This window comes from Microbacterium amylolyticum (genome assembly GCF_011046975.1).
Lineage (GTDB): Bacteria > Actinomycetota > Actinomycetes > Actinomycetales > Microbacteriaceae > Microbacterium > Microbacterium amylolyticum.
The window spans coordinates 292544-305440 of record NZ_CP049253.1 but is presented as its reverse complement, the minus strand read 5'-3'; the positions used below and the strand labels follow the sequence as shown (position 1 = coordinate 305440).

The 12897-nt window shown below is 63.7% G+C and carries 14 protein-coding genes, 1 tRNA gene and 1 pseudogene; 2 read left to right on the top strand and 14 right to left on the bottom strand.

Translation table 11 applies throughout. The features are described from left to right. Nucleotides 1–38: 38 nt before the first annotated feature. The 12 genes and pseudogenes from G6N81_RS01615 to rplU form a co-directional block, all read right to left on the bottom strand. Nucleotides 39–287 (bottom strand): hypothetical protein, encoded by a 249-nt coding sequence (locus G6N81_RS01615; protein ID WP_165132195.1) that lies wholly within the window; start codon nt 285–287, stop codon nt 39–41. 53 nt (nt 288–340) lie between these two features. Next, nucleotides 341–1598, bottom strand: a pseudogene (locus tag G6N81_RS01610) (IS256 family transposase). 219 nt (nt 1599–1817) lie between these two features. Beyond that, a tRNA-Ala gene (locus G6N81_RS01605) sits at nt 1818–1893 on the bottom strand. A gap of 61 nt (nt 1894–1954) precedes the next feature. After that, nucleotides 1955–2317: a ribosome silencing factor gene (gene rsfS, locus G6N81_RS01600; RefSeq protein WP_165137564.1), complete on the bottom strand. Its 363-nt coding sequence runs from the start codon at nt 2315–2317 to the stop codon at nt 1955–1957. 37 nt (nt 2318–2354) lie between these two features. Further along, entirely contained in the window at nt 2355–3314 is a 960-nt protein-coding gene (locus G6N81_RS01595; RefSeq protein ID WP_165132192.1) for a hypothetical protein, read from the bottom strand. Further along, nucleotides 3311–3874, bottom strand: coding sequence for a nicotinate-nucleotide adenylyltransferase (nadD, locus tag G6N81_RS01590; RefSeq protein ID WP_241245097.1), 564 nt, complete (start codon nt 3872–3874; stop codon nt 3311–3313). Before nadD ends, G6N81_RS01595 begins: the two co-directional genes overlap by 4 nt. Nucleotides 3875–3919: 45 nt before the next feature. Continuing rightward, entirely contained in the window at nt 3920–4108 is a 189-nt protein-coding gene (locus tag G6N81_RS01585; RefSeq protein WP_165132186.1) for a hypothetical protein, read from the bottom strand. 119 nt (nt 4109–4227) lie between these two features. Continuing rightward, on the bottom strand, nt 4228–5478 hold the full coding sequence (locus G6N81_RS01580; RefSeq protein WP_165132183.1) for a glutamate-5-semialdehyde dehydrogenase: 1251 nt from the start codon (nt 5476–5478) through the stop codon (nt 4228–4230). Then, nucleotides 5478–6320: a glutamate 5-kinase gene (gene proB, locus G6N81_RS01575; protein ID WP_165132180.1), complete on the bottom strand. Its 843-nt coding sequence runs from the start codon at nt 6318–6320 to the stop codon at nt 5478–5480. The genes G6N81_RS01580 and proB overlap by 1 nt, the downstream gene beginning before the upstream one ends. Then, nucleotides 6317–7840, bottom strand: a complete 1524-nt coding sequence (obgE, locus tag G6N81_RS01570) for a GTPase ObgE (RefSeq protein ID WP_165132177.1) — start codon at nt 7838–7840, stop codon at nt 6317–6319. The genes proB and obgE overlap by 4 nt, the downstream gene beginning before the upstream one ends. Before the next feature lie 115 nt (nt 7841–7955). Further along, nucleotides 7956–8213: a 50S ribosomal protein L27 gene (gene rpmA, locus G6N81_RS01565; protein ID WP_029149810.1), complete on the bottom strand. Its 258-nt coding sequence runs from the start codon at nt 8211–8213 to the stop codon at nt 7956–7958. Between the two features lie 13 nt (nt 8214–8226). Then, nucleotides 8227–8535 (bottom strand): 50S ribosomal protein L21, encoded by a 309-nt coding sequence (gene rplU, locus G6N81_RS01560; RefSeq protein WP_165132174.1) that lies wholly within the window; start codon nt 8533–8535, stop codon nt 8227–8229. A 304-nt stretch (nt 8536–8839) separates the two neighbouring features. Here rplU and G6N81_RS01555 point away from each other — a divergent pair, with 304 nt between their 5' ends. Beyond that, nucleotides 8840–9118: a DUF4031 domain-containing protein gene (locus G6N81_RS01555; RefSeq protein ID WP_165132171.1), complete on the top strand. Its 279-nt coding sequence runs from the start codon at nt 8840–8842 to the stop codon at nt 9116–9118. A 27-nt stretch (nt 9119–9145) separates the two neighbouring features. Here the strand turns inward: G6N81_RS01555 and G6N81_RS01550 are convergent, their stop codons facing one another. Then, nucleotides 9146–11473 carry an Rne/Rng family ribonuclease gene (locus G6N81_RS01550; protein ID WP_338144000.1) on the bottom strand — a complete coding sequence of 776 codons (2328 nt, stop codon included), beginning with the start codon at nt 11471–11473 and terminating at the stop codon, nt 9146–9148. Between the two features lie 289 nt (nt 11474–11762). Here G6N81_RS01550 and G6N81_RS01545 point away from each other — a divergent pair, with 289 nt between their 5' ends. Next, nucleotides 11763–12359, top strand: coding sequence for a vitamin K epoxide reductase family protein (locus G6N81_RS01545; RefSeq protein ID WP_165132166.1), 597 nt, complete (start codon nt 11763–11765; stop codon nt 12357–12359). 70 nt (nt 12360–12429) lie between these two features. Here the strand turns inward: G6N81_RS01545 and ndk are convergent, their stop codons facing one another. Then, nucleotides 12430–12846, bottom strand: a complete 417-nt coding sequence (gene ndk, locus G6N81_RS01540) for a nucleoside-diphosphate kinase (protein WP_165132164.1) — start codon at nt 12844–12846, stop codon at nt 12430–12432. Between the last annotated feature and the right edge of the window lie 51 nt (nt 12847–12897).

Here is a 12897-nt window from a genome sequence, read left to right as displayed (position 1 = left end):
AGCCGCGCCGCGCCTCCCCCGTCAACAATGCGGAACTCTTACGAGGCGCTCACTCTGCCGTTCACGTGAATGTCCAGCTGATACGAACCTGACCGCACGGTCCGTGTCGTCATTCCTTCCCGGAGCGCATACGTCTCCGCCAAGGGCCGCACCGCGTAGTCCGCAATGACATCGGTCTCCCGCAGCGCGACGAGCGTGAAAGAGAACTCCAGCGCGCCGCCGAAAGCTACTTCCTCGGGAATGACCACCTCGCTGATCTCGACAGCATCCAGATCAGCGATACCCACGAGAGACATCGCTGGGTATGTCCGATTAACGGTGGATCTGGCCGAGCGCATGGTTAGTTGATTCGGCCTTCGAAAGCGATCGCGAACGCGTTCAGCGCCGACTTCCACCTCGTCGCCCAGCGTGCCCTGCCCCGGCCAGTGGGGTCAAGTGAGCGGGTCACGAGGTAGAGACACTTGAGCACGGCGGCGTCGTCGGGGAAGTGCCCGCGTGCCCTCACGGCGCGGCGGTAGCGGGCGTTGAGGGACTCGATCGCGTTCGTGCTGCAGACGATCCGGCGGATCTCGACGTCCCAGTCCAGGAACGGCACGAACTCACTCCAGGCGCTGCGCCAGAGCTTGCTGATCGCCGGATACTGCCCGCCCCACTTCGCGTCGAACTCCTCGAACCGCTCGACCGCGCCCGATTCGGTCGACGCGGTATAGACGGGTCGGAGGTCCTTGCCCATCTCTTCGCAGTAGTGGCGGGACGCGAACCGGAACGTGTTGCGAATCAAGTGGATAATGCACGTCTGCACCGTCGCCAGCGGCCACGCCGTGTTGATCGACTCGGGCAAGCCCTTGAGTCCGTCGCAGACGACGATGCACACGTCCTCAGCGCCGCGGTTCTTGATCTCGGTGAGCACACCGAGCCAGAACTTCGCGCCCTCACCGCCGTCACCCGCCCAGATCCCGAGAATGTCGCGTTCCCCGTTCACTGTCACGCCGACAGCGAGATAGAACGGCTTGTTGCGCACCTGACCGTCCCGGACCTTCACCACCAGCGCGTCGATGAACACCACCGGGTAGACGCGATCCAACGGCCGGTTCTGCCACTCGGTCATCTCCTCGATCACCTTGTCCGTGATCCTCGAGATCGTGTCCTTCGACACCGAGGCCCCGTAGACGACACCGAGGCCCGTAGACGTCGTCGAAGTGCGCCGCGACCTCACCCGTCGTGAGCCCGCGGGCAGTGAGGGACAGCACAATCTCATCGACCCCGGTCAACCGCCGCTGCCGCTTCTTGACGATCTTCGGGTCCAACGAGCCGTCCCGATCTCTCGGGACATCGATCTCAACGGGACCGACCTCGGTCAGCACGGTCTTCGACCGCGTCCCGTTGCGCGCATTCTCGCTGGTCGACACAGCGTGCTTCTCATAGCCGAGGTGCTCGGACATCTCCGCCTCGAGCGCCGTCTCCAGCACCCGCTTCGTCAGTCCGTTCAGCAACCCGTCCGGGCCGACGAGGTCGACGCCCTGTTCCTTCGCTTGCTTCAGCAACTGCTCCGCGAGCTGCTGCTCGTCGATGATCTCTCCCGTCACAGGATCGATCATCTCGATGACATCAGTCATCGCCCTTCCTTTCGGTCAGGCCCGACCAGATCCACCGTTAATCAGACAGTCCCCTCGTCCACGATGCACGACGCGAACAGCCCACCGGAATCCCCGACATCACGGGGCAAACAAAAGAGCCCGCCGAAACCGGCGGGCTCTCCCTGGACACCATGTCCGATAATCTCATTGCTCTTGTCGAGGGTTCGAATAAGAGCATCATGGTGGACCTGAGGGGACTCGAACCCCTGACCCCCTGCATGCCATGCAGGTGCGCTACCAGCTGCGCCACAGGCCCGTGTTGTGAAGTTATCGTTTCCCTTGCGGGCAACTCGACTACTTTACAACGCGATCAACCGTCAGTCGAAATCCGGCTCATCACCCGCGCGTGTCGGGGTTTCGAACGGCACCGTCGGACAATCCTTCCAGAGACGCTCGAGACCGTAGTACTCGCGCTCCTCCTGGTGGAAGACGTGCACGATGAGGTCGCCGAAGTCGCACAGGACCCAGCGCCCTTCCGCCTTGCCCTCGCGGCGCAGCAGCTTGTGACCGGTCTTGAGGAGCTCGCGCTCGACCTCTTCGGCAATCGCAATCACGTTGCGATCACTGCGACCAGTGACGATGAAGAAAATGTCGGCCAGCGGCATCGGCTGTGCCACATCGAGGGCGACGAAATCTTCGCCGCCCATTTTGTCAGCGGCGTTAACCGCTGTCTGGAGCATGTCCAGAGACGTGCTATTCACGAGTTGAAGACTCCCATTAGTTGAAAACGCCAAGCGCGAATGCGCCAGCGAGAGCACCGACGACGACGATGCCCAAAACGCCAGCCGTGATGCCGAGAATGACGACCGCTTTGCGGCCCTTCTCGGGTTCGGGCGGACGGATGACATCGGTCGGGCTCTTCTGCGTCGAAATTGCTTCCGACGCTGCGATCGGTGTCGGCGAGGAAGAGGCAGGAAGCTCCCCGTCGATGAGGACGGAATCGACTTCGCGTCCATCCGTTGTTCCCCGCGCGGCTCCTGTCGAACCGAGGCCCTCGGGCAGCCGATGCGAGCTGGTCATGATGATTGAGCTCGGCGAGGTTGCCGTGTATTGGTCCATCAGATCGTCAAAGGAACGTGTGGACGCGCCGGGGGTGGTCGCCGTGAATCCCTTGCCGAACGCCGGGTTCAGCCGGGGAACATCGTCGCCGGCAGTCGGCTTTTCCAGTTCACGACGATCTGGCTGCTGCTCCGGCGAGAGCGTGTTCGGGGCGGAACGTTCTGGCTCCGCCAGCGGAAGGGCAACCGTCGGCGTTTCCTGACGGGACGATGCCGCGGGCTCGCCGGCGGAGGCCTCCTCAGCCGCGGGCTCGGTGTCGCTGTCTGGTGTGACAATCGCGATCTCATTCGTGCGCAGGCGACGAATAGCGCGCCGCGTCAGCGGCGGATCTGAACGGTTCTCGGCCGTTGATCGGGCAACGATGTGCGTTCCCTGCGGTGCATCAGCAGCGGGAGCTCGCGTGTCTTCCGCCTCGGGCACGATCGTTTCGGCAGGCTCCGGGGTGTCCCCTTCGTCGTGCGCCGGAGCAGAAGCGGGAGCGGCAGCATCCGGTGTGTCAACGACGGGAGCGTCTGCTGCGCCATCCGCAGCAGAACCGCTGTTTTCACCGCGCGCGCGCAGATCCCGCAACTCGCGACGCGTCAACGGCCGCTGTTCCTGCTCTCCAGATGTCGTCATGACCTACTCCGATAGAGATGATGCTTCGCGATGTATTGCACAACGCCGTCCGGTACCAAGTACCACACGGGCAAGCCCTTCTCGACTCTCCCACGACAGTCTGTCGAGGAGATAGCCAGCGCCGGGATCTCCAGCCAGCTCACAACGCCCTCGGGCAAGTCGCCGACGTCGATCACGTGGCCGGGCCGAGACACAGCCACGAAGTTCGCTAGCTCCCAGAGTTCATCATGATCGCGCCAGCTGAGAATCTGCGCCACAGCGTCAGCACCAGTGATGAAGAAGAACTCCGCGTCAGGTCGTTCAGCCTTGAGATCACGAATCGTGTCGACCGTGTAGGTCGGTCCGCCCCGCTCGATGTCCACGCGGCTCACCGTGAACTCGGGGTTGGACGCCGTCGCAATGACGGTCATTTCGTATCGGGCTTCGGCGGGTGAAACATCACCCTTGTGCCACGGCTCCCCCGTTGGCACAAAAACGACCTCGTCGAGGTCGTAGCTCGCGGCCACCTCGCTAGCCGCCACAAGGTGGCCGTGGTGGATGGGATCGAACGTTCCTCCCATCACCCCGATGCGCGGCCGCCGCGAGCCTTGTGTCACAGGCGAGGCCTAGTGCTGCTCGTCGTGCGCGACCGGAGCAGCGTGACGGTTGGCGACGTGGCGATACGAGGCGGTCACCATGCCGAGCACGGCGAAGATAACCAGCGTGACGATGCCATACGGCAACGTCTGAATCGCGACGGCGGCGTGGCTCTCGCTTTCAGCGGCAAGATTGGCAACGGCGGAGGCGAAGAGCATCCTGGCTCCGATCCAGTGAGGGAAGTAGTGGTGTTCTTTTCAGAACGTTGATGGACAGTTTATCCCCTGTCCGAGGAGAGACCTGGCCGACCCGCGGACGGGCCGGCCAGGAGGATGACTCAGCGAATCTGCCCCGAGCCGCGTCCCAGCCACTTGGTGCTGGTGAGCTCGGGAAGGCCCATCGGGCCGCGGGCGTGAAGCTTCTGCGTGGAAATCCCCACCTCGGCGCCGAAGCCGTACTCGCCGCCATCCGTGAATCGCGTCGACGTGTTCACGTAGACCGCAGCCGAGTCCACTTCCGCCAGGAAGCGCTCCGCATTGCGCACATCCGTCGTGACGATGGTCTCCGTGTGGTGCGTGCTGTAACGATCGATGTGATCCAGTGCCTCGTCGAGGCTGTCCACCACGCGCATGGCGATGTCGAGGCTTTGGTACTCCGTCGACCAGTCGTCCTCCGTTGCCGGAACGATTCCCTGCGCCAGCGTCTGCACGGTGTCATCGCCGTGCACCGTGACGCCACGTTCCTGAAGCGCCGCCACAACGGGACCAACAAGACGCTCAGCGGCATCCCGCAGCACAAGCACGCTCTCTGCCGCGTTGCACACGCTGATTCGCTGCGTTTTGGAGTTGACCGTGATGTCTACGGCCCAGTCGTCGGGCGCCGTGCTGTCGAGAACAACGTGAACGTTCCCCGCACCCGTCTCAATGACGGGAACGGTCGATTCCGTGACAACCGTCTCAATCAGGTTCGCGCTTCCACGCGGCACGAGAACATCGATCAGACCGCGTCCGCGCATCAGCGCCTTCGCGCCGTCACGGCCGAACTCGTCGACCGTCTGGATGGCTTCCGGGGTGATGCCCTGCGTCGCAAGTGCGTCGCGCATAATCGCAACGAGCGCCATGTTCGACGACTTCGCGGCGCTGCCGCCGCGAAGAACCACAGTGTTCCCCGAGCGCAATGCGAGCGCGCCGATATCAACAGTGACGTTGGGGCGTGCTTCGTAGATTGCCCCCACAACGCCAAAGGGCACTCGCACCTGCTCCAGGTTGATTCCGTTCGCCAGGCGGTGTCCGCGAATGACCTCGCCGACCGGGTCGGGAAGCGCAGCGACCTCGCGCGTGGCCTCTGCGAGAGCGACGATGCGCTCGTCATCCAGAGAAAGGCGATCGAGAAGAGCATCGCCGATACCATTGCGCCGCCCGCGCTCAACGTCGTCACCGTTCGCAGCGACGATCGTCGCTGCATTGGCCACCAGAGCGTCGGCGATCGCGTTGAGTGCGTCAGCCTTCTGGGCGCTCGTCAAGCGAGCGACTTCGCGCGCAGCAGCCTTTGCCAGCGTCATACGCGTTTCGGGAGAGTCGTTTGTCATCATTCCTCCTCGTTATCGTCCTGCAGGATCACCGAGAGTGTCTCGGTGCGGGGGTGCTGGCCGGCGACCGGGGGGAACCACGTTCCGATGGAGTGACCCGCAAGCGCATCCGAGACGTTGTCGGCGCTCGTGACGAGCGCACCAACGCCGTGCTCCTGCGCGAGGCGTCCGGCCGTTGCCTTGGTCGCCGCACCGCCGGTTCCGACGCTGTTGACGACCTTGCCGCCGAACTCGTACTGACGCAGATCGTCGTCGGGGCCGATGACGTCAATGGGGTGTGACCCCTCGCGGTCCGGCGGTGCGGTGTAGAGAGCGGAGATATCGCTGAGAAGAACGAGGGCGTCCGCGCGCATCAGGTGAGCGACGAGCGCCGACAGGCGGTCGTTGTCGCCGAAACGGATCTCGTGTGTAGCGACCGTGTCGTTCTCGTTCACGATCGGGAGAACGCCGAGTGTCAGCATCCGGTCGATGGCGCGATGAGCGTTGCTGCGCGGCGTCGGGTTCTGCATGTCGCTCAGTGTCAGAAGGACCTGTCCGGCGAGGACGCCGAATCGGTCGAAGCTGGACTGCCAACGCCACAGGAGCACGTTCTGCCCGACGGCCGCCGCCGCCTGCTGTGTGGCAAGGTCCGCTGGCTTGCCGCCGAGGTCCATCAGAGACACAGCCGTCGCAATGGCACCAGACGAGACGAGGATGATCTCCTGTCCCCGGCTTCGTGCCTCGATGATGGCGTCAGCCAGCATGTCGATGCGCCACGACGCATCACCGCTGATCGACGACGAACCGACTTTTACGACGATTCTCTTCGCTGTCGCTAGGTCTCCGCGCGCAAATGCCGTCACTGGATCTGTTCCGTCCCTTCGGTGAATTCCTCGTCATCGCCACGGGCGAGGCGCCGCTCTTCTTCCAGGGCGCGCTCGATCGTTCGAGCGTCCTGGCGTGCGCGATACGCGTCACGCCGCTCCTGCGTCGTGCGCCGGCGTGTGCCGTCGAGGCGGGGATCCGATCCGCGCGGTGCCTGCGTGAGCTCGGCTGCCGACGACAGAGCGGGATCCCAATCGAATACGATGCCATCGTCGTCGCCGATCACGACGGGTGCGCCGGGTGTGGCGCCGGCCCGGAACAGGGCATCTTCAATTCCGAGCTTCTCGAGGCGGTCGCCGAGATAGCCGACAGCCTCGTCGTTCTGGAAGTCTGTTTGGTGCACCCAGCGCTCCGGCTTGTCGCCGCGAATGCGGTAGAGCGTGCCCTCCGAGCCACCCTCTGCCGTCACCGTGAACTCCTTCTTCGAGCCACGGGGGCGGATGATGACGCGCTCTTCGACGACCTCCGCCGCGTTTGCGACGCGGTGCTCTTCGATGAGCTCAGCCAGCGCGAAGCTCAGCTCGCGGAGGCCCCGACGGGCAACCGTCGAGATCTCGAAAACGCGGTAACCGAGCGCTTCGATGTCGGGGCGGACGAATGCCGCGAGTTCTTCTGCCTCGGGTACGTCAATCTTGTTCAGGACCACGATCTGCGGACGCTCCAGCAGGGGCGTCTGCCCTTCGGGAACCGGGTAACTGGCGAGCTCTGCGCGAAGAACCTCGAGGTCACTCAGCGGGTCACGACCGGGATCGAGCGTTGCGCAGTCGAGAACATGCACAAGAACCGAGCAGCGCTCAACGTGGCGAAGGAACTCCAGGCCGAGACCCTTGCCTTCGCTTGCTCCTTCGATCAAGCCAGGAACGTCAGCCACCGTGAACCGGAAGTCGCCCGCCTGAACGACACCGAGGTTGGGGTGCAGCGTCGTAAACGGATAGTCAGCGATCTTCGGCTTCGCTGCCGAGACCGCGGCGATCAAGCTCGACTTACCGGCGGAGGGGAAGCCGACGAGCGCGGCATCGGCGACCGTCTTCAGCTCGAGGACGACATCGCCCTCCCAGCCAGGAGTGCCGAGAAGAGCGAAGCCGGGTGCCTTGCGCTTGGGCGATGCCAATGCGGCATTTCCGAGTCCGCCTGTTCCACCGGGAGCCGCGATAAAGCGCATACCGGGTTCGACCAGGTCGACAAGTACTTCACCAGAGGGGTCTTTGACGACCGTCCCGACGGGCACGAGGAGCTCGAGCGGCTCACCACGCACACCCGAGCGCAGATCACCCATTCCGAAACCGCCGTTGTCCGACTTGCGGTGCGGCGAGTGGTGGTAGCTCAGAAGAGTCGTCGTCTGCGTATCGGCGACGAGGATGATATCGCCTCCGTCGCCGCCATTGCCGCCGTCCGGGCCGGCCAGGGGCTTGAACTTCTCGCGTCGAACCGACACGCAGCCGTTGCCGCCGTTGCCCGCCTTGAGGTGCAGGGTGACCTCGTCGACAAACGTGACCATGAATCCTCTTTCAAAGCTTCGAGGGAACGGGTGAAAACCCTGTCCTCATTATGCAGAACGGGGGCGAGCCTCAGCCCGCCCCCGTTCCGGATGCAGAATGTGTGTGGAGCGCGAATTACTCGGCTGCAGCCACCACGTTGACAACCTTGCGGCCGCCCTTGTTGCCGAACTCAACCGCACCGGCGGCGAGAGCAAACAGCGTGTCGTCTCCGCCACGGCCGACGTTGGCGCCGGGGTGGAAGTGGGTGCCGCGCTGACGAACGAGGATCTCTCCCGCGTTGACGTCCTGGCCACCGAAGCGCTTGACGCCGAGGCGCTGCGCGTTGGAGTCACGACCGTTGCGAGTGGAGCTTGCGCCCTTCTTATGTGCCATTTGTCTCTCCGCCTTAGTTGATGCCGGTGACCTTGACGCGCGTGAGCTCCTGACGGTGACCCTGGCGCTTCTTGTATCCGGTCTTGTTCTTGAACTTCTGGATGACGATCTTGGGACCGCGGAAGTCGTTGAGGACCTCGGCCGTGACCTTGACCTTCGCGAGCTTGGCCGCGTCAGTCGTCACGGTCTCGCCGTCGACGAAGAGAACGGCGGGCAGCTCGATCGACTCACCCTCGGCAGCCTGGACACGGTCGAGCGTAATAACCGAGCCGACCTCGACCTTCTCCTGCCGACCACCGGCGCGAACAACTGCGTAAACCACGTTGGTACCTGTTTCATAGGGGGCGGGCCCTGGAGGTCCACCCGAATCTCACGGGAAGTCTGGACGTCGTGCCCCAGAGGGAAGCGAGGGCAGTGACGAAACCTGCTTGCGCCGCACTGGATGTGCGAGGTGCCTCCAGCAAGACTTTTGTCACGCCGCCAGTGGGAGAGCGCGCGAACCGAGAAGCACCAAAGAGATACATTACCCGATGTGCCCCTGAAGAGGCAATTGGACGAGGCGCGTGTTGTCTGCGTGTCCCCTGTGTGCGACGCAATTGGCGCACAAGACTTCTATTCTGATGAAGATGACGATCCTTGTCGACACCCCGATGTGGCCCGCCCACGGCACGCTGTGGGCGCACCTGGTGAGCGATACCAGCCTGGACGAACTTCATGCCTTCGCGGCTGAGCGGCGCATTCCTGCGCGCGCCTTCGACAGGGATCACTATGACGTTCCCGCAGATCGCGTTGACGATCTCGTGGCCGCCGGTGCACACCGCGTCTCCTCAGCCGAGCTCACACGGCGGCTGATCGCCTCCGGGCTACGAGTTCGGGCAAAGGACAGGCCGCCACGGGGCACATAAACACCCCGTGGCGGCCTGCGTCACTGCTCAGCTGCCGCTCTGCGCCGTCGGATTGACCTCAACGGCAGTTCCCCGCAGCGCCGCCGTGGAGACGCGGCGACGCCCACGACCCTGCCCCGGAGCCTTGGGCTCGGGAAGCGCACTCAAAACGGAGTCCAGCAGCTGAGAGGCCGCAGGGTCCTTCGACACCTTCGCCGGCTTGTCAACGGTCTTTTCTGCGTTCTGACGCTTGCGCCGCGGCTTGCGCGGACGATCATCCTGCTCGCCCTCTCCCCCACGCGGGCCCTCAGGAAGACCAACGGCAAGTTGGTCAAGCGACGCGGGTGCCGACGCGACCACACCGGACTTTTCCGCGGGCGCTTCGTCCTTGGCAATTGTGGAGGCCGCGATCTTCGCCAGAGCCGACTTCGCGCTCTCCGAGTTGATGGCGGTCGATGCCTCATCCTTCTCCGGGGTCTGAGCAGGCGCCGGGTGGTGCGCCGCGTGCGAGCCACGACCGGCACTCGGCGACTTTCCGCTGCCGCCGCGCGTGCGTCGTCCGTTGCTCGATGACTTTCCGGAAGACTTCATCACCGGATCGTGGTGAACGATGACACCGCGGCCGGCGCAGACCTCGCACGGCTCACTGAAGGTCTCGAGAAGCCCGAGGCCAATCTTCTTGCGCGTCATCTGCACGAGGCCCAGCGACGTGACCTCAGCGACCTGGTGCTTTGTTCGGTCACGGCTCAGGCACTCAACGAGTCGGCGCAGCACGAGATCGCGGTTGGATTCCAAGACCATGTCGATGAAGTCGACAACGATGATGCCGCCGATATCGCGCAGTCGCAGCTGACGGACGATCTCTTCTGCGGACTCGAGATTGTTCTTGGTAACGGTCTCTTCGAGGTTTCCCCCCGAGCCAACGAACTTGCCGGTGTTGACGTCGATCACCGTCATCGCCTCTGTGCGGTCGATGACGAGAGACCCGCCGGAGGGAAGCCAGACCTTGCGGTCGAGCGCCTTTTCGATCTGCTCCGTGATGCGGAACTCGTCGAACGGATCGCCGTCGCCGTTATACGCCTCGACGCGTTCCAGCAGATCCGGAGCAACCGACTCGAGGTAGTTCGTAATCGTCTTCTGCGATTCGGCGCCCTGAATGTGCATCTTCGTGAAGTCTTCGTTGAAGACGTCGCGAACGATCTTGACGAGCAGGTCGGGCTCGCTGTGCAGAAGGCTGGGGCCACCGCCCTTCTCCACCTGCTTGCTGATGTGTTCCCACTGCTGCTGAAGACGGGTGACGTCGCGCGTGAGCTGCTCCTCAGTCGCGCCTTCTGCTGCCGTGCGGACGATAACGCCGGCGGAATCCGGAAGGACCTTCTTGAGGATCTTCTTCAGCCGTGCGCGCTCCGTGTCGGGGAGCTTGCGGGAGATTCCATTCATGGAGCCGGCTGGGACATAGACCAGATAACGCCCGGGAAGAGAAATCTGGCTGGTCAGGCGTGCGCCCTTGTGGCCCACCGGATCCTTCGTGACCTGAACGAGAACCTTGTCGCCGGGTTTCAGAGCCAGTTCAATGCGCCGCGGCTGGTTGCCGGTTTCGACGGCATCCCAGTCAACTTCGCCCGAGTACAAAACGGCGTTACGTCCGCGGCCGATGTCGACAAACGCGGCCTCCATGCTGGGGAGAACGTTCTGGACACGCCCCAGGTAGACATTGCCGATCAGCGACGCGTCCTGTGCGCGAGCAACATAGTGCTCGACGAGCACACCGTCTTCCAGCACGCCAATCTGTGTGCGGTTCTCCTTCGTGCGGACAACCATCTCGCGGTCGACCGACTCGCGACGCGCAAGGAACTCAGCTTCTGTCACCACGGTGCGACGGCGACCTGCTTCGCGTCCATCACGACGACGCTGCTTCTTCGCGGCAAGGCGCGTCGATCCCTTGATCTGCTGTGGCTCGTTGACGACTTCGACACCCCGCTTGCGTGCAGGCGCCTCGTCCTGAGCTTCGTCACCGCCACCACGACGGCGACGCCGACGGGGCGGGCGCGAACTTCCGCCCTCACGAGAATCACCGTCAACGTCGTCATCGAAAGGAGCGCGGCCTCCCCCCGGCAGCGGGGGCAACGGCGGCAGCAGGCTGACGTCTGGCGCGTAGAAGGACAGCTGCGTCGAAACCTGTGAGACGAAGGTCTCAGGAATGAGGCCGAGGCTGACGGCCGTCGGAATCGCGTTCTTCGCGTTGTCCTCTGTGCTCTCCGCGTCGTCCTGCTGTGGCTCCGTCGTGTCGGCGTCTGCCGCGGGGGCAACCACCTCTGACTGCTCTTCCGGGGCGCTATCGGTGTGTGTTGTGGTGTCTGTCGTTTCTTCGGCCATCTCTGGCAAGCTCCCTGCGCGAGCGGTCGGAACCGCCCGTCTGCGATCAGGTCGCCGCGCGACTCGCGGGGCGACTCCCAAACGGTATGCGACCGGCCCGCGGGCTCTGGTCGCGCGGAGCATCCGTTGCTCCGAAGTCTTCTCCGTGAGGCGAATATCCGCCTACACGCCCTTGCATTATCTCACTTTCCTGCGTCGGACGTCATCAGGCGCGGATCTGGCGTTTCTCGGCGCGTCGCGGGAGCGGATCCTCGGCCCGTTCATGAACTACTCCTGGCACACTAAGGACATGGAGAAAACGCACACGCGTCCCACCGTTCTGGCACTCTGGTTGGTCATTGCCGGCGCCGTCGGTCTATGGGCTGCCTTCGAGCTCACCCTCGAGAAGCTCGCTGTGCTCGCCGACCCCGACCACATGGCGGCGTGCGACTTCAGCGTCGTCATTCAGTGCGGGGCCAATCTCTCATCAGAGCAGGGCGCGGTGTTCGGCTTTCCAAACCCGCTAATCGGCCTCATCGGATGGATGGCGCCTCTGGTCGTTGGCGTCGCCATTTTGTCCGGTGCGCGCTTTGCCAAGTGGTTCTGGGCGCTGTTCGCCGGCGGAATGACCTTCGCATTCGGGTTCGTGATCTGGCTCATCTGGCAGAGCATTTTCATCCTCGGAACGCTGTGCCCCTGGTGCATGGTGACGTGGGTCGTCACGATTCCCTCGTTCTTCGCGGTGATCCTTCACACGGTACGAATCGGCGCAATCCCGCTGCCGCGCGGCGTTCGCACGTTTGCGAACACCCTCATGGGCTGGATGCCCCTGATTGTCACGGTCGCTTTCGTCACGATTGCCGTTATCGCAGAACTTCGCCTCAACCTTCTCGACATGTTCTTCTGACATGCGCCCAACACAACGGCGCCGCCTCCCCTCGGGGAAGCGGCGCCGTTGTGTTGTTGCTGAGTAACCCTTAACCGAACCAGAGCGCGAGTTCACGCTCGGCAGACTCGGAGCTGTCAGAGCCGTGCACCAGGTTCTGCTGCACCTTCAGATCCCAGTCACGGCCGAGGTCGCCACGGATAGTTCCCGGCGCCGCCGTCGTGGGGTCGGTGGTTCCCGCAAGCGAGCGGAATCCTTCGATGACGCGATGTCCCGACACCTTCGCGGCGACGACATCGCCGGACATCATGAAGGCGACGAGCGGTTCGTAGAAGGGCTTTCCCTCGTGCTCGGCATAGTGCGCCTCGAGCAGCTCACGGCCGGGCGTGAACTTCTTCAGGTCGACGAGCTCGTAGCCCTTTGCTTCGATCCGAGCGAGGATCTGGCCGGTCAAGCCGCGCGCAACGCCATCGGGCTTCACAAGGACCAGGGTGTGTTCCGTGGACATGTCTGCCTTCCTGTTATGGGGAGGGGGTGGCACCAACGCTATCGCGCGGTG

Coding starts and splice junctions, on each gene's coding strand:
- rsfS (WP_165137564.1), bottom strand. CDS start 2,317: ATGCTCCAGACAGCGGTTAACGCCGCTGACAAAATGGGCGGCGAAGAT.
- G6N81_RS01595 (WP_165132192.1), bottom strand. CDS start 3,314: ATGACGACATCTGGAGAGCAGGAACAGCGGCCGTTGACGCGTCGCGAG.
- nadD (WP_241245097.1), bottom strand. CDS start 3,874: ATGGGAGGAACGTTCGATCCCATCCACCACGGCCACCTTGTGGCGGCT.
- G6N81_RS01585 (WP_165132186.1), bottom strand. CDS start 4,108: ATGCTCTTCGCCTCCGCCGTTGCCAATCTTGCCGCTGAAAGCGAGAGC.
- G6N81_RS01580 (WP_165132183.1), bottom strand. CDS start 5,478: ATGACAAACGACTCTCCCGAAACGCGTATGACGCTGGCAAAGGCTGCT.
- obgE (WP_165132177.1), bottom strand. CDS start 7,840: ATGGTCACGTTTGTCGACGAGGTCACCCTGCACCTCAAGGCGGGCAAC.
- rpmA (WP_029149810.1), bottom strand. CDS start 8,213: ATGGCACATAAGAAGGGCGCAAGCTCCACTCGCAACGGTCGTGACTCC.
- G6N81_RS01555 (WP_165132171.1), top strand. CDS start 8,840: ATGACGATCCTTGTCGACACCCCGATGTGGCCCGCCCACGGCACGCTG.
- G6N81_RS01550 (WP_338144000.1), bottom strand. CDS start 11,473: ATGGCCGAAGAAACGACAGACACCACAACACACACCGATAGCGCCCCG.
- G6N81_RS01545 (WP_165132166.1), top strand. CDS start 11,763: ATGGAGAAAACGCACACGCGTCCCACCGTTCTGGCACTCTGGTTGGTC.
- ndk (WP_165132164.1), bottom strand. CDS start 12,846: ATGTCCACGGAACACACCCTGGTCCTTGTGAAGCCCGATGGCGTTGCG.